The 21547-nt window shown below is 42.6% G+C and carries 12 protein-coding genes; 9 read left to right on the top strand and 3 right to left on the bottom strand.

All coding sequences use genetic code 11. The features are described 5' to 3' along the window. Window positions 1-125: 125 nt before the first annotated feature. From AC1D0K_RS09235 to AC1D0K_RS09195, 9 genes are all read left to right on the top strand, one after another. On the top strand, window positions 126-1163 hold the full coding sequence (locus tag AC1D0K_RS09235; protein WP_477390954.1) for an aldose epimerase family protein: 1038 nt from the start codon (window positions 126-128) through the stop codon (window positions 1161-1163). 661 nt (window positions 1164-1824) lie between these two features. Next, complete coding sequence (locus tag AC1D0K_RS09230) at window positions 1825-5016, top strand: SusC/RagA family TonB-linked outer membrane protein (RefSeq protein WP_477390956.1); 3192 nt, start codon at window positions 1825-1827, stop codon at window positions 5014-5016. 25 nt (window positions 5017-5041) lie between these two features. Next, window positions 5042-6952 carry a RagB/SusD family nutrient uptake outer membrane protein gene (locus AC1D0K_RS09225; RefSeq protein ID WP_477390958.1) on the top strand — a complete coding sequence of 637 codons (1911 nt, stop codon included), beginning with the start codon at window positions 5042-5044 and terminating at the stop codon, window positions 6950-6952. A gap of 53 nt (window positions 6953-7005) precedes the next feature. Beyond that, entirely contained in the window at window positions 7006-8238 is a 1233-nt protein-coding gene (locus AC1D0K_RS09220; RefSeq protein ID WP_295717099.1) for a DUF4959 domain-containing protein, read from the top strand. 31 nt (window positions 8239-8269) lie between these two features. Then, window positions 8270-9481 carry a DUF4998 domain-containing protein gene (locus AC1D0K_RS09215; protein WP_477390961.1) on the top strand — a complete coding sequence of 404 codons (1212 nt, stop codon included), beginning with the start codon at window positions 8270-8272 and terminating at the stop codon, window positions 9479-9481. Window positions 9482-9586: 105 nt separating this feature from the next. Beyond that, on the top strand, window positions 9587-11293 hold the full coding sequence (locus AC1D0K_RS09210; RefSeq protein ID WP_477441384.1) for a hypothetical protein: 1707 nt from the start codon (window positions 9587-9589) through the stop codon (window positions 11291-11293). A 459-nt stretch (window positions 11294-11752) separates the two neighbouring features. Beyond that, complete coding sequence (locus AC1D0K_RS09205; protein WP_477390965.1) at window positions 11753-14995, top strand: glycosyl hydrolase; 3243 nt, start codon at window positions 11753-11755, stop codon at window positions 14993-14995. 80 nt (window positions 14996-15075) lie between these two features. Beyond that, complete coding sequence (locus AC1D0K_RS09200) at window positions 15076-16005, top strand: M81 family metallopeptidase (protein WP_477390967.1); 930 nt, start codon at window positions 15076-15078, stop codon at window positions 16003-16005. Continuing rightward, window positions 15962-16747 (top strand): MlrC C-terminal domain-containing protein, encoded by a 786-nt coding sequence (locus AC1D0K_RS09195; protein WP_477390968.1) that lies wholly within the window; start codon window positions 15962-15964, stop codon window positions 16745-16747. Before AC1D0K_RS09200 ends, AC1D0K_RS09195 begins: the two co-directional genes overlap by 44 nt. A 173-nt stretch (window positions 16748-16920) precedes the next feature. On the opposite strand, the gene AC1D0K_RS09190 is transcribed toward AC1D0K_RS09195, so the two are convergent. The 3 genes from AC1D0K_RS09190 to AC1D0K_RS09180 all read right to left on the bottom strand — a co-directional run bounded on the left by AC1D0K_RS09190 (window position 16921) and on the right by AC1D0K_RS09180 (window position 21516). Further along, window positions 16921-17739, bottom strand: coding sequence for a DUF4249 domain-containing protein (locus AC1D0K_RS09190; protein WP_477390970.1), 819 nt, complete (start codon window positions 17737-17739; stop codon window positions 16921-16923). 4 nt (window positions 17740-17743) lie between these two features. Continuing rightward, the gene (locus tag AC1D0K_RS09185) at window positions 17744-20413 is read right to left on the bottom strand and encodes a TonB-dependent receptor (RefSeq protein ID WP_477390972.1); all 2670 of its coding nucleotides are present in this window, start codon (window positions 20411-20413) and stop codon (window positions 17744-17746) included. A gap of 107 nt (window positions 20414-20520) precedes the next feature. Then, window positions 20521-21516 (bottom strand): FecR family protein, encoded by a 996-nt coding sequence (locus tag AC1D0K_RS09180; protein WP_477390974.1) that lies wholly within the window; start codon window positions 21514-21516, stop codon window positions 20521-20523. Between the last annotated feature and the right edge of the window lie 31 nt (window positions 21517-21547).

Below are 21547 nucleotides of genomic sequence, written 5' to 3'. Positions count from 1 at the left end.
CTAAATACAAATTGACACGAAAAAATAAACCTTCATGTAAAGAATTAACAAGCTGAAAGTTTGTGTTTAATATTTGTCGTTTTAACAATAATATAATCTATCTTAACCTATAACACCACAAAATCATGAACAAAAGCCAAACTAAGGTATCGTGCCGGGAATGGGGCGAATATTTTGGCTCTAAAGTTTATCTTTTTAAGTTAGAAAATGCCAATGGCGCATACATCGAACTTACAAACTATGGCGCAACATTAGTTTCTGCCGTAGTGCCGGATAATCAAAATAAATACGATAATGTGGTTTTAGGCTATACATCATTAGCCGGTTATATAGCTGATGAATGCTATATGGGCGCAACTATAGGGCGTTTTGCCAACAGAACAGGGGGGGCTAAATTCACTATGGATGGTGTTATTTATAAGTTGGACGCCAATGATGGTGCTAACTCCAATCATGGTGGCTTTGCCGGTTTTCACGCTAAGGTTTTTGATCATCAAATAACTGATGAGGGTATATCTTTTACCCTGCACAGTAATGATGGTGATGGAGGATACCCCGGTAATCTTCATCTGGTAGTAAATTACAGATGGACTGATGATAATGAATTGTATATCAGCTATCAAGCTACTTCTGATAAAAAAACAGTAGCTAATTTTACTAATCATGCTTATTTTAATCTATCGGCAAAAGGGGACGGGATATTTGACCATTCTCTTAAAGTTTATGCCGATGCCTTGTTAGAAGTCGATGCGGGCTATATCCCTACGGGCGAGATAAAAGCAGCTGGTAATAAGGCTTTAACAGGTGAGATTATGCTGGGTAAAATGATAACTGACGGTGTAAAAACGGGTTTTAATGACTGCTACATTTTGAAAAACGCCGATAATAATGTGCTTAAACCTGCGGCAAAACTTACCGAAAACACATCAGGCAGGAAGTTGGAGGTGTTTACAACTTACCCTTCGGTGATGGTTTATACTGGCGATTACCTTGATTGTAAGCCTCATGGCAATTTTTTACGCGCATACCAACCCTTTGATGGACTATGCCTTGAATGTCAGTATTATCCGGATAGCCCTAACCATGCTAATTTCCCTTCTACGATATTACTGCCCGGGGATGTGTACCAGGAAACCATCGTCTATAAATTCGGTACGGTTTAAGCGTTTGAGTAGATCATCAATGATTAATGCCTGTACTTTACACGGTAGCTACCCTTTTATTTGCAATAATGATTGTTGTTGTGCGATAAATGGATGATCCGTTACGGTTATGCGTTAATAAATTGATGGACAAAAATTCAATGGTCAAATTCCGCCCCGACAATAATCTATCTGCAAATAAATTTTTTCGCCTGTGCAATTATAAATAACCTTGTTGATGGATAAAACAACTTTGACCGAAATAATCAGAAAATTATCCATCTTTTTTGAAAGTTTATCCATTTTTTGATGCACTCCCGGCACCTACATTTACAATACCAATTATTAACTAAACCCATAAAGTATGTAAAGATTTTGACTCTTAACCTTAAGGGGGAAAACAGGACAATCAATTATAAATAATAAGGTACGTGGCGCTTTTGGCTAACCTTTAGGGGATAGTTATGCATTTTGATGAAGAAATTCCCCGCGTTTATTATTAAAGCCCAAATAAATCAACAAGTATCTGTAGCTCATAATTCCCTCAATAGTCCTGCGGATTATTAATAAGCCGATTTGATTAAAACCAATTGATTAAAATAATTTTTATGAATCCAATTTTATGAAACAACCTTACACATTTAGTAAAAAGCCCATGCAATTTTACCTGCGACGTTGTTTAATGCTTTTTATATTATCATTGTTTTATTGTGCCGCCTATTCACAATCAAAAATTACAGTTACAGGTTTAGTAGTTGATACTACAAAAATAAAGTTACCAGGGGTAACTGTTGCTGTAGTGAACAATGCCAAAGTAGGTACCGTTACTGATGAAAACGGAAGGTTTATTCTTGATGTTAATGACGGCGCTGTAATAAGAGTATCGTTTGTTGGCTTTAAGCCGCAAACATTTACAGTTTCGGCAACAAACAAAGTATTTACCGTGATCCTTAAAGAGGATAAACTAATAGCCGATGAGGTAGTAATTACAGCATACGGTAAAAAGGAACGTAAAGAAGCTTTGGTAGGATCAGTAACCAGTATTAAACCTGGCGAATTACGTATTCCCTCAAGTAACCTTACCACTGCCCTTGCAGGCCAGGCTGCGGGTATTATAGCCTATCAACGGAGTGGACAGCCGGGGCAGGATAATGCCTCATTCTTTGTGCGTGGGGTAACCACATTTGGTTACAAGCAAGATCCACTTATCCTGATAGATAACGTGGAGTTATCGGCCAATGATCTCGCCCGTTTACAGGTAGATGATATCGCCAGCTTTTCGATATTAAAAGACGCGAGTGCTACTGCGCTTTACGGTGCAAGAGGTGCCAACGGTGTAATATTGGTAGCCACTAAAGAGGGTAAAGTAGGCCCCGCCAAAATTAACTTCCGTTCAGAGTATTCTTCTTCGCAGTCAACTAAAACGTTGGATTTGGTTGATCCTATTCAATACATGAATTTGTATAACGAGGCTTCATTAACGCGTGATCCAAAACTGCCTTTGCCATTTTCGCAGAGTCAAATAAATAATACCCAAAATACCATTAACGGAGGTCCGGGCAGCAACCAATACGTGTATCCTGCTGTTGATTGGTTAAATATGCTGTTTAAAAAGACAGCAACAACACAACGTAACAATTTAAGTATTAACGGTGGTAACGCTTTAGCTCGTTACTACATTACAGGTACTTATAATGTGGATAATGGCGTATTAAAATCAGATATCCATAATAACAACAATAACAATGTTAAGTTCAGGAACTATCAGCTCCGCTCAAACATCAATATAAATATTACCAAAACTACCGAGCTTGTTGTAAGGTTATCGGGCAACTTTAGCGAATACAATGGCCCTATCACCACTGATGGATCCTTCGCGTCCGATTTGTATAATGTAGCTATCCATACAAGCCCGGTTCTTTTCCCGGCTTATTTCCCGGCTGATGATGCAAACACCAACGCGCAGCACATTTTATTTGGTAACGTAGGTACGGCAGATGGTACAAGCAGCAATAGCATTTTGTATAATAACCCTTATGCGGCCTTATTACGCGGGCATAAAAACTCGTCAGATTCCAGGATGTCGGCGCAATTGGAGTTAAATCAAAACCTGAGTTTTTTAACCAACGGATTAAAATTCAGATCGATATTTAATACCAACAGGCACTCGTATTTTGATTCGCAGCTGGCTTACAATCCCTTTTATTACAACATAGGTTCATATGATAAGCCAACAGATAAGTATACCCTAACCTGGCTTAATCCACAGCCTACAGGCTACAATGTTGCACAGGAATACCTGTCTTACAGTAAAAATGAGCCAAATGCAGATACTTTCTTTTATTTACAAACAGCCCTTGATTATAGCAAGCAGCTTGGCGATCATAATATTAATGCTACATTAATAGGTACCGCGCAGCAAACCGTTTATTCAAGTGCGCAGGATCCAAAACTGCACATCACAACCCTGCAGTATTCTTTACCTTTCAGAAACTTAGGTTTAGCCGGCAGGTTAACATATAATTATAAAAGCCGGTACTTTATTGAAGGAAACTTTGGTTACAATGGTTCTGAACGTTTCTCAGAAAATCACAGATACGGCTTTTTCCCAACCATTGGTGCATCATGGGTATTATCTAATGAAAGCTGGTGGAATCCAGGCATTATCGACCGCTTAAAAATTCGTGGCAGTTTTGGTTTGGTGGGTAACGATGCCATTGGTTCACAACGTTTCTTCTATTTATCTGATGTTAACCTGAAGGATGGTCCTAACTATTCGCAGTTTGGTTTTGCTAACTCTTACGAACGAAAAGGGGTGTTTATCAACAGCTACGAAAACAGGAACATTACCTGGGAAACATCAAGGCAAACCAATTTGGCAGTTGAGTTTACCGTGTTAAAAAACCTTAACGTTGTTGCCGAGTTTTACAAAAATCACCGGTACGATATATTGCGTGAACGCTACGTGCCTTCAAGTGAGGGTTTTGAGTCGCCTATCAGCTCAAACTTGGGCGTAGCAGACTCAAAAGGTATCGACCTTTCTGCAGATTTTAAACAAAACTTTAGTAACAGCCTGTGGGCATCTTTCAGGGGTAACCTTACCTACTCAACTAATAAGTATACTTATATTGAAGAGCCTAATTACAAAGAGCCATGGAGGCATTTTATTGGCCAGCCAATAAGCCGTGGTTATGGCTACATAGCCGAAAGATTGTTTGTTGATGATCAGGAGGCCAAAAACTCGCCAACTCAAAGGTTTAGCGATAATGGTATTGCCCCACAGGGTGGCGATATTAAGTACAGGGATTTAAATAATGATGGAAAAATAGATAATCTTGACCAGGCGTTTATAGGCTACCCGCAAACGCCGGAGATTGTTTACGGTTTTGGTTTCTCTACAGGTTTCAAAGGTTTTGATCTTTCTGCATTTTTCCAGGGACAGGCAAGGGTATCTTTCTTTGTTGACCCAAGAAAGGTGAGTCCTTTCATCCCAAGTCCTGATCCTTATGTGTATGGTAATACCCAGGTTTTACAGGGCTTTGCAGATAGTCACTGGTCCGAGGAGCACCAGGATCTGTATGCCGCCTATCCAAGGCTTGGTGTATCAAACAAAGTGATTGAAAATAACTTACAGCCAAGCACATGGTGGCTGCGCGATGCCAGCTTCCTGCGATTAAAATCATTGGAGGTAGGCTATACCTTACCAGCCCGGATATCAAAATCATTAAAGGTAACTAACATGAGGATCTACTTTAACGGGTTGAATTTACTAACCTGGAGCCCCTTCAAAATGTGGGATCCGGAGCAGGCAGGAAATGGTTTTGGTTACCCGATACAAAAAGTTTTCAATGTTGGCCTTAACGTGAATTTATAATCATAAACAGCTTAAAACAGACGATATGAGATCATATTATAAATTTATATTACTCGCGGTGCTTTGTTTCAATGGCCTGTCGTGTAAAAAATACCTTGATGTAGCCCCCGATAATGTGGGTACACTGGATTATGCCTTTAGAAACAGAAATGAAGCTGAAAATTACCTCTTTGGTTGCTATTCAACCATGCAGCAAACATCAAACGTTATTTACAACGCAGGTTTCACTACTTCGGCAGAAATTATCTACCCCAATAATTTAATTACTAACTTCTTTGACCAGGCAGGTTTTAACCTCATAAGGGGAGTACAAAGCACCGGCAACCCGGTACTTAATTACTGGGGTGGTAATGTTGGCAGTGTAAATATTTTCCAGGGTTTAAGGCGGTGTAATATCATGCTCGAGAACATTGATAAGCCGATTGATCTTAGTGCATCTGAAAAAAAGAGATGGATTGCAGAAGTTAAATTCCTGAAAGCATACTATGAGTATTACCTGATCAGGATGTACGGACCGACTATATTAATCAAAGATAGTTTCCCGATTGACGCGCCGCCAGAATCATTAAAACGCAAAAGAGCATCAACAGATGAAGCATTTGCTTATGTGATATCATTACTTGATGAGGCAATACCCGATTTGCCGCCGGTAATTGAAAACCAGGCAAAAGAGTTTGGCCGTATTACCAAATTCATAGCCATGTCTGTAAAAGCCGAGGTTTTAACAACAGAGGCCAGTCCGTTATTTAACGGTAACCCCGATTACGTAAGCTTTAAAGATCATGATGGTAAAAACCTTTTTGCAACTACCTATGATGCTACCAAATGGCAAAAAGCAGCCGATGCCTGTAAAGCAGCTATCATCGAATGTGAGGCACAGGGCTTACACTTGTATAATACAGCGCCAACAACCGGTATAGGTAATGTGTCTGATGAACTGAAGAAGATACTTACACTACAGTCTGCTGTTACAGAAAAATGGGAACAAAACCCGGAGTTGGTATGGGCCTTAAATTATGGTTTTGATTACCAGGGTTATACCATACCAAAACTTACCTCAAAATCTGTTAGTATGGCAAATACCTATCCCTCAAACTGGGCGGTACCTATTTCAGAAGGTGATTTGTTTTATACCAACAATGGCGTGCCTATAAATGAAGATAAGACATTTGATTACGCAGGTCGTTTTACGCCACAAACTGGTGATGATGCCAACAAGCATTATATTAAACAGGGCTACGAAACAGCCAAACTGCACTTTAACCGCGAGCAACGGTTTTATGCAAGCATCGGTTTTGATGGTGGTATTTGGTTTGGTAATGGAGTGGTTGATGAAGATAAGGCTTATTACGTGCAAGCCCGCGGCCCTTTTGCAGTATCGGGCCCAAAGAGTTTTAACTCTACCAATATTACAGGTTACTGGCCTAAAAAGCTGGCTAACTATCAGTCTGTAATGGATGATAGCTTTCAGCCTATTGCTTTCCATATGCCCTTAATCCGTTTATCAGGTTTATACCTGCTATATGCCGAAACGTTGAATGAGGCATCCGGTCCAACACAGGAGGTACTTACTTATATAGATAAAGTACGTAACAGGGCAGGCTTAGGCGGCGTACAGGCGTCATGGTCAACCTATTCAAAAACTCCTGATAAACCTAATACAAAAGAAGGTTTGCGCCAGATAATTCACCAGGAAAGAAGGATTGAGCTAAGCTTTGAAGGCCAGATAGGCTGGGATCTGCGCAGGTGGAAAGAGTTGCAGGATGTATTGAGCAAACCATTGCAAGGCTGGAATATTAACGAGGGTAACTCGGTTAATTATTACCGCCCGCAAACGGTAGTATTACCGCTATTTGGATTAAAAGATTACCTGTGGCCTATAAGCACAACAGATGTTATCGTTAATGAAAATCTTACCCAAAATCCTTACTGGTAGGAGTATAGATATTCATTTGAAAGTTTATAATGATTAATATAAAAATATAAATTATGAAAAAGATAAATAACCGCAGGTACCTTAACTGGTTAATGTTAGCCCCGGTTTTGCTGGTAATGCTTTTAGCATCATGCAAAAAAATGGAGTCGAACATTGAGGTGGTATCAAACGATAAAACAAAACCCGGTCCTATAACCGCTGTTAAGGTTGAAAATTTAAACGGCAGCGCGAGGCTTACTTATACCCTGCCCGATACCAAAAATCTGCTTTACGTTTTGGCAAAATACAATATAAATGATACCAAAAGCAGGGAAACCAAAGCCAGCTACTACACCGATACCATTATGGTTGATGGATTTGCAAAGGCAAAGGAATATACAGTTACTTTATATGCCGTAAGCAGGGCCAATATCATGTCAGATCCGGTTACGGTGAAGGTGAACCCAACAACGCCTAACTACGAGTTGATCAATAGTAATTTGGTAGCGACGGCAGATTTTGGAGGCGCTAACTTTTTTGGATTTAATCACAATAAGGTTCCGGTTGCCATTCACGTTATCACATTTAATGAAACTACCAAGGTTTATGACGAACAGACTCCTCAATATATAAGCGGAGATACCATCAATGTTTCTGCGCTTGGTTTCCCGGCAACACCTAAAAAGTTTGGTGTTTTTACCACAGATAGATTTGGAAATATTTCGGATACGGTTTTTACCACGTTAACACCCTTGTATGAAATAGCCCTTGATAAAACCAAGTTTTTCACTTACCACCTGGCAAGTGATAGTCCTATTGGTTACGGTTGGGAATTTAAATATTTCTTTGATGGTAACAAAGGCGATCCCGGATGGCACACGCTTAGCAATGGTTTAAAGATAGGTACGTTTGGTTTGGGCGTAACTGCAAAAATAAGCCGTGTAAGGTTGTATAACAGGTTGCCAGATATTTATGGCTATCAAAATAGCAGGCAGTTTACTATATGGGGTGCAACTAAAGATAACCCACAGGATTACGGGCCATGGCCTGCAACCATCACTCCTGAAGGTACCGTACTTGGCGACTGGGTAAACATGGGTAATTTTGTTTTTCCAAATCCGCCATCGGGCTTGCCACCGGGCCAGGCTAACCAGGCCGATATTGCTTTTGCCGCAGATGGTATTGATTTTAAAATGCCAAGAGTTGCGCCGGCTGTAAAATACATCCGCTTTCAGTGCACCCAAACCTGGGCAGGGCTTGATTATGTAAATGCCAAGGAGATCACCATATCGGGCAATCCGTTGTAATGCAGTATGTAGTTAATTAAAAATTAAGAAAATGAAAATCAAACTTACCATTACTGTTCTCCTTGTTATAGGCTTTGCAATCTTCGGCTGCAAAAAATATGATACGGATTATAAGAAATTTTTAGATCACAAAGAGGTTATATATCCCGGTTTGGCTACAGGAGTAGGTTACCATCCGGGTAATTTAAGAGTATTACTGGTTTGGCATCCAAGTCCCGATCCAAGTATCAAAAACTATGTGGTTTCCTGGAACAACGGTCTCGACTCTGTAATAGTTAACGCTACATCTCATAGTCCGGCAGATTCAATTACGGTTTCAATCCCCGGCTTAAAAGAGTATGTGTACAGTTTCAGGATAATTGCTCATGATAATGATGGAAACACATCAGTAGGGCAGGATCTCAACAATGTAAGAGTTTACGGAGCTGTATATGTATCAGCGCTGTTTAACCGGGCCTATAATACGGCAAATCCGTACCAGTTAAATGACGATGGATCTGTTACACTATATTTTAATAAGGCAGATACAGGAAACGTATCTACCACCATAAAGTATACCAATAAACTTGGAGTAACGGCCGAGAAATCATTCGGGCCGAAGGATAATTCGGTAACATTAACAGATTATAAATTAGGTACGCCCCTTCAGTACCGGTCGGCTTATAAGCCGGTTGCGGATGCTGTTGATGCTTTTGATGTGAAAAACTATGACGATTTTCCTATAATATACAATGTTGTAGAGTGCGATAAATCATTGTTTAAAGCATACAACCTGCCAACCGATGTGCCATCAGCGTATGGTTGGGAAACCTATTATTTATGGGATAAAAGTACCAATGAACCTGGTTTCCATACTCCGGGGCAGAATTTTCCTATCTGGTTCACTTTTGATATGGGGCAGCAGGCGTCATTAGCTAAAATGAAAATATGGCAGCGCACATCGGGCTTATACAATTATGGAAATCCAAAAAGATTTGAAATTTACGGAAGCAATAATCCAACCTCAAACGGCGATTTCAGTAACTGGGTTAAGCTTGGCAGTTTTACCTCGGTTAAACCATCAGGTTTACCTACAGGCCAAAATAGCCAGGCCGACGCTGATTTTGCAGCAGCCGGCGAGCCATTCACTTTCCCGGCTGGTTTAGCATCATACCGGTATATCAGGTTCAAAGTATTAGAAACATGGGGTGGCGGAAACTACTTCCATTTACTTGAACTAACAATGTACAAAATAGACAAATAGGTTTATAAATTGGTTAAAATTGGTTAAATGGAGGCCGGTAGTTTAATAGCTGCCGGCTTTTTTGCTTAAACATTTTTCTTATATTTAGTTCAAATCACCTTACACATGAAAAAACTGATCGTATTTGTACTGCTGGCCTTTCCATTTTGCGTGTACAGCCAAACTTTCAGGGTAAATATTGATGCCGCGCTTGGCGAAAAAGACCTGGATGGCAGGTTGTTACTCCTGCTTTCTAAAAATAACAAGGCCGAGCCCCGTTTCCAGGTTGGCGATGCTGCAAATACGCAACTGGTTTTTGGTATGGATGTTAACGGGTGGAAACCCGGCACTACCCAACTGGTAGATGTGCAGGCCGTTGGTTACCCGCTTGAGCGTTTAAGAGATGTGCCGGCAGGTGATTATTATGTGCAGGTACTGTTGCATAAATACGAAACCTTTCATTTAAAAACGGGGCAAACCGTAAAATTACCGATGGATAGGGGCGAGGGGCAGCATTGGAACATAGCACCGGGCAATATCTATTCAGCGCCGGTAAAAATCCATTTTGATCCGGCGGCATCAAATGAAGTATTGCTCACTATTAATAAAACCATCCCGCCAATTGAGGCGCCAAAGGATACCAAATACATAAAGCATATCAAAATACAAAGTAAGCTGCTTACCGAATTTTGGGGAAGGCCGATGTACTTAGGGGCCAATATTTTGCTGCCCGGCGGCTTTGATGAGCATCCCAAAGTAAAGTATCCGCTGGCCATATTTCATGGGCATTTCCCTGCAGATCTGGAGGGTTTTAGCACTACGCCGCCCGATAAAAATTTAAAGCCGGATACCTCTGCACGCTTCCATCTTATAGGTTATAATAAAATTGTGGAACAGGAGGCCTATGACTTTTACAAACAATGGACCGGTCCGGGTTTTCCGAGAGTGCTGGCGATTGAGATTCAGCATGCCAATCCCTATTACGATGATTCTTACGCTGTAAACTCGGCCAATTTAGGTCCGTATGGTGATGCGATAACCTATGAGCTTATTCCCGAAATAGAGAAACAATTTCGTGGGATAGGAAAAGGCTGGGCCAGGTTCATGTACGGCGGCTCAACAGGGGGATGGGAAGTATTAGCCGCACAGGTGTTTTATCCCAACGAATACAATGGATGTTACGCCGCCTGCCCGGATCCGGTAGATTTTCACCACTATACAACCATCGATATTTACAACGATAAAAATGCCTATTACCCCACAAGCGATTTCAAAAAAACACCCCGCCCGGCAGAGCGCGATTACCTTGGTCATGTAAGCGCTACCTTAAAAGAGGTGAACCAGCGCGAGCTTGCCCTGGGCAGCCGCAGCCGTAGCGGCGACCAGTTTGATATATGGGAAGCTGTTTTTTCGCCAATGGATAAAGACGGATATCCTCAACGTATTTTTGATAAGTACACAGGTGCAATTGATACCAGTGTGGCCGCTTACTGGCGCGATCATTTTGATCTTACCCACATCATCCAACGCGATTGGCCAAAGATAGGAGCGAGCCTTAAAGGTAAGATCCATATTTATGTAGGTGATATGGATACCTATTACCTCAACAACGCGGTTTACAGTGCCGAGGATATGCTTAAAAAGCTAAACAACCCCAACTGCGGCTGTGAAGTTGACTACGGCGACCGTGCCGAACACTGTTGGAATGGCGATCATTCCCAACCCAATTATATCAGCAGGCTGCGTTACCACCAGATGTTCATAAAAAAATGGGCAGCCGAGGTTAAACCAAGAGCGCCAAAAGGTGCGGATTTAAAGAGCTGGAGGTATTGAGTTTAGTTTATAGATGGGTGTTGACATTTATTGCTCGGTGACTTGGCAGGAACATGATTAATTTAAAAAACACAACAATATTTTTCCTTTAAATAAACCAGTGGCGTAGCCACGGCTAATAATGTAACAACGGATTTTAATCCGTTGAAAAAGCAGCAATCTATAAAGAAAACCATAGGTTCGGCCCATGTGCTTAGCTGCTTAAATGGCCAATGATGGTATCCTCTTAAAAAATATGCACCCAGATAAAGTTTGCTATTGCATATTTGACTTGGGCACCCCGTTTAAATTTACGTAAAAAGCGGAACAGACTGTTCATGACAGTTATGGCATCTCAATTATTTAGTTTTAGCTATTATCAACCATATAAACGGAAATTTTATTGTGTGCTTTTTAAACACGTCCTATATTTAAAAGGAGTACGCATAGTTATTTTATAGTGCTAAAAGCTTTTAGTCAATGTCAAAAAATATCATCCTCCTATCGTTATTATTACTTGCGTTTATTGACAGCAATGCTCAAGGGCAGAGTTCAATTAAGAAAAATAATAAAATTCCTTCACTGGATAGCAAGTTTATCCATCCTCCTGATTCCATTCAAACCAGCATTTACTGGTATTGGATGTCGGACAACATTTCCAAAGAGGGAGTTATAAAAGATTTACAGGCAATGAAAAGTGTTGGGATTAACCGCGCATTCATTGGTAATATTGGTTATGACGCCACGCCATATGGAAAAGTTAAATTGTTTTCGGCCGAATGGTGGGATATTATGCATACAGCGTTAAAAACCGCTACCGCATTAAATATCCAGATAGGCATTTTTAACGGTCCCGGCTGGAGTCAAAGTGGTGGCCCATGGATAAAACCAATGCAATCTATGCGTTACCTGGCTTCATCAGAGGTGCAAGTGAAAGGTGGCCAAACTATCAATTTATCATTGAAGAAACCGGGTGCCGATTTTCAGGATGTGAAGGTGATTGCATTTAAAGCACCTAAAAGTTTTGGAACATCAATTACCGATCTTAAACCTAATATCAGTACCTCTGTCCCGGTGGGTGATATTGCTAATATCACGGATGGAAATCAGTCGACAGAAGCCGTACTGCCAGCCTTCAAGTCGTTTTCTGTTGGTCTGGAAACAACCAATGAATTTACGGCGAGAAGTATTACGATCTATCCTTCACATCATCCTTTAACCGCAAAGGCTGAGTTACAGGCAGAGGATAATGGTGTTTATAAAACGGTTAAAAGTTTTGATATTGACCGCAGCAACAATAGTTTAAATGTAGGTTTTGATCCGTACGGCCCGGTGGCAGTATCTATCCCTGCCACAACGGCTAAAAAGTTCCGGGTGATATTTAGTGATGCTTCGCGTGGCTTTGGTGTTGCCGAGTTGCAGATCTCTGCCGCTCCGGTGGTTGAACGTTACATCGAAAAAACGCTGGCAAAAATGTTCCAGACGCCACTGCCTTACTGGAACGAATACCAATGGCCTGCCGAGCCGGTGATCAATGATAACCAATTAACTATCGATCCGAACAATACCATAGATATATCAGCCAATATGGCTGCTGATGGCACCTTGAAGTGGAACGCTCCTGCCGGAGATTGGGTAATTATGCGTACCGGAATGCTGCCAACAGGTGTGCAAAATGGGCCTGCTTCGCCAGAGGGTACGGGCTATGAAGTTGATAAAATGAATAAGGACCATATAGAGGGGCATTTTAACGCTTTCCTTGGCGAGATCATGAAACGTGTACCTCCCGAAGATCGCAAAACCTGGAAAGTGACCGTTGAGGACAGTTACGAAACCGGCGGCCAAAACTGGACGGACGGTTTGTTGGGGAAATTTAAAGCCGTTTATGGGTATGATCCCCTCCCTTACTTACCTGTTTTAAAGGGTTACGTAGTTGGAAGCCAGGACAGGAGCGATCGATTCCTTTGGGACCTGCGACGCTTTATTGCCGATCGGGTTGCCTATGATTATGTAGGCGGATTACGCGACGTAAGCCATAAACATGGCCTGACTACCTGGCTGGAAAATTACGGGCACTGGGGTTTTCCTGGTGAGTTTTTGCAATATGGCGGACAAAGTGATGAAATAGGCGGGGAGTTTTGGAGTGAAGGCAGCCTGGGCGATATCGAAAATCGCGCGGCATCTTCCGCTGCGCATATCTATGGAAAAAATAAAGTATCGGCAGAGTCTTTTACCGCGGGCGGCGAGGCATACCTGCGCTACCCCTATATGTTAAAAAAACGGGGCGACCGCTTTTTTACAGAGGGGATAAATAACACGTTACTGCATGTTTTTATTTCGCAACCATCTGAGGATAAGGTACCCGGTATTAATGCCAATTTCGGTACTGAATTTAACCGGCATAATACCTGGTTTAGCTATATGGATTTGTTTACCGGTTATTTAAAAAGAGATAATCTTATGCTGCAACAAGGAAAATACGTAGCCGATGTAGCTTATTTTATTGGCGAGGATGCGCCTAAAATGACTGGTATTACCGACCCCAAACTGCCGACGGGCTATTCTTATGATTACATCAATCCCGAAGTAATTAAAAGTCGGGTTAAGGTGCTTAATGGTAAACTGGTTTTGCCTGATGGCATGAGCTATAGCCTGCTGGTGCTGCCTAAACTGGAAACCATGCGGCCCGAGCTTTTAACCAAAATTAGAGACCTTGTACTGCAGGGCGCTCACATATTAGGCCCGGCGCCGGAACGCTCGCCAAGTTTGCAGAATTATCCTGTCGCAGATGATCTTGTTAAAAAATTAACTGCCGAACTATGGGGTAACGTTAATGGCACAACTGTAAAGCAAGGCAGTTTTGGAAAAGGAACGGTAATGGCAGGCATGGATATGCAATCCGCCCTAAATATCCTGAACATAGCTCCTGATTTTGATTCGAAGACAGAACAACCGGTGCTTTATATTCACAGAACTGCGCCCGAAGCGGAAATATATTTTGTAAGCAATCAAACCGAACAGGAGATTAATATTGCGCCATCTTTCAGGACAGCGGGCAGGCAACCCGAATTTTGGGATCCGGTAACAGGCACTACCCGTTTACTCCCTGAATTTTCATCAAAAGATAAAAAAACAACAGTTCCGCTAAGTCTGCAGCCATTGCAAAGCGCGTTTATTGTTTTCAGGAAACCGATTGATAACAAAAAACAAAATGGGGTCAACTTCCCGGCTCAACAACCGGGTATGGATATAAAAGGACCATGGCAGGTAACCTTCGATGCCAAAATGCGTGGCCCTCAGCAAATGGTAATATTTAATGAATTAACAGATTGGACAACATCTGCAAATGATAGTATCAAATATTACGCAGGTACAGCAGTTTATAAAAATACCTTCCAGCTTTTAAAACCTGCAAAAGGCGCGCGTTTATATCTTAACCTTGGCGATGTTAAAGTGATGGCTAAAGTAAAGGTGAACGGTATCAACGTGGGCGGTGTATGGACTTATCCTTACCGGGTTGATATTACCAACGCGGTTAAAAATGGTACAAACACCCTGGAAGTATCGGTAGTAAATAACTGGATGAACCGGCTGATAGGCGACAGCAAGCTACCTGCAGATCAACGCAAAACCTGGACAAGCAATAGCCTTTATAACCCAAATAGTGGGTTGCAGACATCGGGCTTGATGGGACCGGTTACTATTACAACCGTTAAATATTGAAAAATAAGAGGTACCCGAAGTAAATCACCTGGCGTGGCACATTCAAGTAAAAATGTATCTTTATAACAATCTTTTTATTTATGAATATGGTAAAGCGTTTGTGGTTAATAACAATTTCAATTGGTTTAATGGCGGGTTTCATCCAGGCCAATCCTGTTAGCTTAAAGAGTGCAGATCCTAAAAATAAAGTTCCAAATTCTACTACCAGCAGAAAAACTAAACGTAGTTCAGTATCCAATAAATTAAACAATACACATTTTGCCAGGCCCTTGCCCCGGATTGCTATTGCCGGGCTGGGGATAGAATCGAGTACCTTTTCGCCGGCGCTTACTGATGAAGCGGCTTTTCACGCAAAATATGGTGGGGAAGTCTTTAGCTCATACCCATTTTTAGCGGTTGATTCGCCGGTTCGCAAAAGGGCGGTGTGGTTCCCTGCATTGGTGGGTAAAAGCCTGCCTGGCGGTGCGGTTACCAGGCTGGCCTATGAATCACTGGTTAATAAAACACTGGATTCACTTAAGAAATATTTGCCCTACGATGGCTTGTATTTTGATATTCACGGCGCCATGAGCGTAGTCGGTCTTGACGATCCGGAGGGGGATTTGATTGTAAGGATCAGGAAAGTGGTTGGTAAAAAAACAATCATTTCTACTTCGATGGATCTGCATGGCAACGTTTCCTGGCGATTGGCCCAAAACACCGATCTGATTACCTGTTACCGGATGGCGCCCCATGAGGATGCCATGCAAACAAAACAAAGGGCGGTAGAAAATTTGATTAGCCGGATTGAAAGCGGCAAGGGCAAACCGGCATACAAGGCCTACATTTCAATACCCATATTGCTGCCCGGCGAAAAAACGAGCACCCGGATAGAGCCCGGCAAAAGCCTGTATAAAGCGGTTGCAGCAGCTGCGGAGCAACCGGGAATCATTGACGCTGCGATATGGATAGGTTACGCCTGGGCAGATGAACCCCCGCAATCATGCGGTGGTGATGGTTACGGGAGATGATAAGGAGAAGGTTACCCATACAGCCGGGCAGCTGGCACACAGCTTTTGGGATGCCCGTAAAGCTTTTGAATTTGTAGCACCCACCGGCAGCCTTACCGAATGCCTTAACAAGGCATTGACAAGTACTAAACATCCTTTTTATATCAGTGATTCGGGCGATAACCCTACTGCAGGTGGCGCCGGCGATGCTACCTGGACATTGACGCAGATCCTTGCCCGCCCGGAATTAAAGGGCGAAAATGGCCCGACACTAATTTATGCCTCTATCCCTGCGCCTGAGTTGATAAAAAGCGCGATTGCAGCAGGCGTTGGTAAACATGTGGAAGGTTATGCAGGAGCCAGGGTAGATGCCAGGTATGCTCCGCCGGTAAGGCTCTCCGGAACGGTAGAATCGATACAATATGGCGATAAGGATGCCGAGGTTGAAGCTGTAGTGCGCGTAGGCAGCGTACATGTTATTATTACTCAAAAGCGTAAGCCGTACCACAAGGAGATCGACTTTACCCGCCTGGGTCTTAACCCACGGAAGGCTGATATTGTGGTAGTGAAAATTGGTTACCTGGAGCCCGAGCTTTATGCCATGCGGGCCGACTGGCTGCTTGCCCTAACACCGGGAGGCGTTGACCAGAACATCGAGCGCCTGCCTTATCACAGGATCCAACGCCCCATGTTTCCGCTGGATAAGGATATGAAAGAACCGGATCTATCGGCTAAGCTGGTTCCATCGTCTGATGGATTGTAAAAAACGCGCCATTGCCGGCATATAAAATCCATTTTGGATTCTAAGAGCAATGAAGGTTTAAAAGTTTGTCATCCTGAACGCTTGAAGGATCTATTCGCAGACTTACAGGGCGAATAAACAGATCCTTCACTGCGTTCAGGATGACAAAAGTTTGTTATAAATACTACGTGTATTTACGGTGCAGTCAGCGTTTTTCTTTGTACGGTATTTACACTAAAATACCCCAATGCACCACCTGTTATGTTAGATAGGGGGTTTGCGGGTGCAGCATTATTACCGTCGCCGGTAGCGCCGGTGGTGAGGCTGAAAAAGTATTTGTATACAGCCGGGTCAATACATTGCATTTCGATGATTACCTGGTTACCCGGGCGAATATCCCTTGCCGGGTCATCATTACTGTTATTGAAATTTAGCCTGGTGTTCACTTCCTGGCCGTTAGTGAATTCATCATTATCAAGTAATATCGATTCTTCCTTGCGGTTATTTACGTATTGCACAAAACGATAGTAGTTTTTGGTAGCTGTAGGGTCGTGGTATTTTACGGTTACAAACTTGCGTATGGTGCCATCTTTATTGTTGCCAAAGTCGCTTTTTACAAGGTAAATACTATCCAAAGCTACAGCCGCAGGCATAGCACAGGTTGAAGTGAATGATTTACCGGCAACAGTAACACTCAATTTATAAATATGGCCGTATGCGCCCTTCAGGGTGGTATTTTGGTAAACTCCTGTACTGGTTGGCGTAAGCGGATAAACAACATTATCATCGGTTATGCTTACCTGGGCACCATCTACACCAATTACATCGTTATTATCAGTAAAGTTTTTGGTTTGGCTCAGGCTTACTTTGCATCCACCGCTTTGGTTGGTCAGCACCCCTTCAATAACGTATTTGGGAGTAGCGTCGGTTAACTTCAGGGTGATAGCTTTTTCGCAGGAACTTAATGATGCTGCAAATAGCGCGGGTATCATATATTTTATAGTAGTATGCATCAGGTTAAAATTTAAAGTTATAGGTAATAGATGGTACAAAAGTGAATAGGGTAGTCCTTACAGCTTCTGTACGACTTGGGTCGTTCTTGTTATCGCGGAAAAATATACGGTACGCGTTATGGTTACCCAAAGCATTATACAAGCTAAAGGTAAGGTCCGATTCAAATTTCGAACCTTTCTTTAACTGGCGTGTAGCACCAAGGTCCAGCCTGTTGTAGGCGGGCATCCGGTCGGCATTGCGGTTGGTGTAATAGTAATAGGTAGCGCCATCCACCTGGTACTTGCCGTTAGGGAAGGTTACTGCATCCCCGGTATAGTAAACAAAATTGGCCGATAGGGTCCATTTTTCTGTGGCTTTAAACATGGCAACAACGGCAATGTCATGTGTGCGGTCTTGCCGGGCATTGTACCATTCGTTATTGTTGATGCCATCTATCTTACGTTCGGTTTTTGATAACGTATAGCTGATCCAGCCGGTTAAACGCCCGGTTTTCTTTTTCAGCAAAAACTCGGCGCCATAAGCCCGGCCTTTTCCGTAAAGCAACTGTGTTTCTATAGGTTGATTGGTGAAAACATTGGCGCCGTTACGGTAATCTACCTGGTTTTGTAGTTTTTTATAATAAGTTTCAAAGGTGAACTCATACTGGTGGTCTTTAAAATCGCGGTAATAACCTACAGAAAGCTGGTCTGCAATTTCCGGCTTAATAAGGTTGGTGCTGGCTACCCATTTATCTGTTGGCGAACCGGAATTTGAATTGGAGATCAGGTGTAAATTCTGCGCATTACGGGCATATGATGCTTTTACCGAACTGTACTCGTTTAAAGAGTATGCTGCCGCTATGCGTGGCTCCGGGTTTACATAAGTTTTAACCACCTGGCCAGATGTATAATGTTTTGTGTCGGTAATATTGCCGTCGGCATCAAGGCTGTAATAATCGCCCTGGCCAAGAATGGTAAAGGTCGATAAACGCAAGCCATAGGTTAAACTGAAGCGGTCGGTAGCTTTCCATGTATTGGTAGCATAAACGGCATCCTCCAGCGCGTACCTGTTTTGCAGGTTTTGCGACTGAATGCCCGAATTACCGGTTGATGAAATTTCGCCGGGTTTAATGGTATGGTACACGCCGTTGAACCCAAAACTGATGGTGTTTTTATCGCCTGCATAATATTGCAGATCTTCTTTTAGGTTAAGGTCTTTTATTTGAGAAAAAATGTTGAACTCATTTACATCCTCTTTGATATTGATCTTGTAATCGTAATTGCTATAGATGAGTGAGGTATTGGAGAACAGTTGGCTGTTGAAAATATGGTTCCAGCGAAGTGTTCCGGTGGTGTTGCCCCAGTTTATGCCTGCTATATCACCGGCTTTTAACACATCCTTACCAAAGTATCCCGAAAGAAATAAACGATCCTTATCGCCTAAAATATAATTGGCTTTGGCATTAATGTCGTAAAAATAAAGCTGACTTTTTTTAGCGATAGAATCCTTAGAAAAAGCCAGGAAGGCATCAGCATAAGTTCTTCGGGCCGAGATTAGGAACGATGATTTATTTTTTTGGATAGGGCCTTCCACATTAATCCTTGCCGCTATCAACCCCACACCACCGCTTACGCCAAACTTTTGGTTATTACCATCGTTCATTTTAATATCCAATACTGACGAAAGTCTGCCGCCATATTGAGCCGGCATATCGCCTTTATAAATGCTGATATTCTTGATAGCATCGGAGTTAAAGGTGGAGAAGAAACCTAACAGGTGCGATGCATTGTAAACAGGCGCTTCATCAAGAAGGATAAGATTTTGATCAGATGCGCCGCCGCGTACATAAAAGCCACCGCTGCCTTCGCCGGCAGATTTGATGCCGGGCAGGAGCTGTATGGTTTTAATCACATCGCGCTCGCCCAATAACACCGGGATGTTTTTGGTTTCCTGGATGCTTAAATGTTCAACCCCCATTTGCGGACTGGCCAGGTCGCGGGTACCGGCTGCTTTGGCAGTGATGGTTACTTCCTGTAGCGCCTGCTCGTTGTTATCCATAGCAATGTTGAGGCGTTGGCTGGCAGTTAATGATACAGTTACCAGCGTGGTTTTTTGGCCGATAGCACTTACCGTCAGTTCATGATCTCCGGTTGGTAAGGTAAGGGAGTAAAAGCCGTATTCGTTGCTTGATGTACCCTGGTTTGCATCTGTAGCTTTAATGCTTGCCCCAATAATGGTTTCGCCGGATTGTGCCGATTTAATGGTGCCGCTTATGGTGAATTTTCCGCCAGTGGGGGTGGCGGTCTGCTTTTTTAATTTGGCAGCATCATATTTAATCATAATATCCTGGTCAAGTACTGTAAAAGTAAATGGATAGGGTGCAAGCGCCTTTTTTAAAATATTGCCTATTGATTGTTTTTGGGCATTGATACTCAATTTTACATCGCTTTTGGCAACCGTTTCATTATAGGTAAACCTTATACCGCTGGCCGCGGTAATTTTATCTAATGCCTGTTTAAGTGGTTCGTTGTTAATATTGATGGTTATGGTTTTATCAAGCGGACTTTGAGCATGAACCTGTGGATGCACTATTGCTAATAGGAACAGTGCGCAAAGCGCCGTTCGGAACCATGCAGATATTTGCATTACGGGGCAAATCAACATGGAGAACCATGTCGTGGAATTGTTTTTCATTGTTTGTAGCAGTTTTTGAATAAGGATACATGGCTTTGGCCGTGTATTGGGGTTGAATTGATTAGTTACCCGGTTAATTAACATTAACCGGGTGTTTTTTGAAAAGGTTAATTTTTAGATGGCAGTTTCTGTAGATAATAATTATTGTCGACCCTGTTCCAGTGGGCATTATCCATTACGATGCAAAGCATATTCAGCGCATTACTAATTGGCTGGGTGGTGTTTAAGTGGCCATAATATAAGCCCTGGGCTATGCGCGGGTCTACACTGATATGTACACCATATTGCCGCGCCAGTTCATCGGCAACCGTTTGCATAGTAGCCCCTTCAAAATCATAATAGCCGTTACGCTGGCCAAGAAATTTTGCTGCATCCGGATAGTTTTCTTTAACCAGCAAGCCGTTGGTTTTGTTGAAAACAGCCCTTTGCCGGGCAATCATGATCTCTTGCCCGGTTTTATTCCCTGCCGATGAAGCTACCGCCACTTTGCCACTTACCACGGTTACTTCGGCAGTGCTGGCATCAGCGTAAGCCCGCACATTAAAGCTGGTACCCAATACCACGGTTTTGATGGAGCCGGACAAAATGATGAATGGGTGGCTGGCATCATGCTTAACTTCAAAAAAGGCCTCACCTTCCAGTTTTACCAAACGTTGCTTATCCCTGAATTTATCCGGGTAGCTGATGCGCGTTGCTGGGCTAAGCCAAACCCTGGTACCATCGGGCAAACTGATTTGCCTGTGCTGCCCGGCGTTGCTGCTCAACTGTATCTCTTTTATTGGGTCAACGAGGTTTAAAATGGCATTTTTGTAAAATGCGCCAAAAGCAACCAGCAATACTATAGCCGCTGCAGCAGCTATGTTTCGCCATAAAGAAATTACTTTACCCTTTGGCTGCGCGGCCACTTCCATTTTTGCCGAGATGCGGTTGAAGATACTATCCTTAAGCTGCTCAGAAGTTGCATGCTTTGAGCCGGATAGCAATACTTCCTCATCATTGAAGCCCGCATACCATTGCTCAAACCACGCTTTTTCTTCAGGGCTTATGGTGCCTTGTTCCAGCTTATGGGCAAGCTCCTTCGGATTGTAGGAATTGTTTTCCATGGTAAATTATTTTGACCTTTACACATATAGT

Source organism: Mucilaginibacter sp. P1_A3 (genome assembly GCF_056406855.1).
The sequence above is the reverse complement of the archived record's forward strand: the minus strand, read 5'-3'. Positions and strand labels throughout refer to the sequence as shown.

What these genes read in the sequence shown, in the direction of transcription:
- AC1D0K_RS09220 (WP_295717099.1), top strand. Translation starts at nt 7,006, where the DNA reads ATGAAAAAGATAAATAACCGCAGGTACCTTAACTGGTTAATGTTAGCC.
- AC1D0K_RS09200 (WP_477390967.1), top strand. Translation starts at nt 15,076, where the DNA reads ATGAATATGGTAAAGCGTTTGTGGTTAATAACAATTTCAATTGGTTTA.
- AC1D0K_RS09230 (WP_477390956.1), top strand. Translation starts at nt 1,825, where the DNA reads ATGCTTTTTATATTATCATTGTTTTATTGTGCCGCCTATTCACAATCA.
- AC1D0K_RS09190 (WP_477390970.1), bottom strand. Translation starts at nt 17,739, where the DNA reads ATGCATACTACTATAAAATATATGATACCCGCGCTATTTGCAGCATCA.
- AC1D0K_RS09215 (WP_477390961.1), top strand. Translation starts at nt 8,270, where the DNA reads ATGAAAATCAAACTTACCATTACTGTTCTCCTTGTTATAGGCTTTGCA.
- AC1D0K_RS09185 (WP_477390972.1), bottom strand. Translation starts at nt 20,413, where the DNA reads ATGAAAAACAATTCCACGACATGGTTCTCCATGTTGATTTGCCCCGTA.
- AC1D0K_RS09210 (WP_477441384.1), top strand. Translation starts at nt 9,587, where the DNA reads ATGAAAAAACTGATCGTATTTGTACTGCTGGCCTTTCCATTTTGCGTG.
- AC1D0K_RS09235 (WP_477390954.1), top strand. Translation starts at nt 126, where the DNA reads ATGAACAAAAGCCAAACTAAGGTATCGTGCCGGGAATGGGGCGAATAT.
- AC1D0K_RS09225 (WP_477390958.1), top strand. Translation starts at nt 5,042, where the DNA reads ATGAGATCATATTATAAATTTATATTACTCGCGGTGCTTTGTTTCAAT.
- AC1D0K_RS09180 (WP_477390974.1), bottom strand. Translation starts at nt 21,516, where the DNA reads ATGGAAAACAATTCCTACAATCCGAAGGAGCTTGCCCATAAGCTGGAA.
- AC1D0K_RS09195 (WP_477390968.1), top strand. Translation starts at nt 15,962, where the DNA reads ATGAACCCCCGCAATCATGCGGTGGTGATGGTTACGGGAGATGATAAG.
- AC1D0K_RS09205 (WP_477390965.1), top strand. Translation starts at nt 11,753, where the DNA reads ATGTCAAAAAATATCATCCTCCTATCGTTATTATTACTTGCGTTTATT.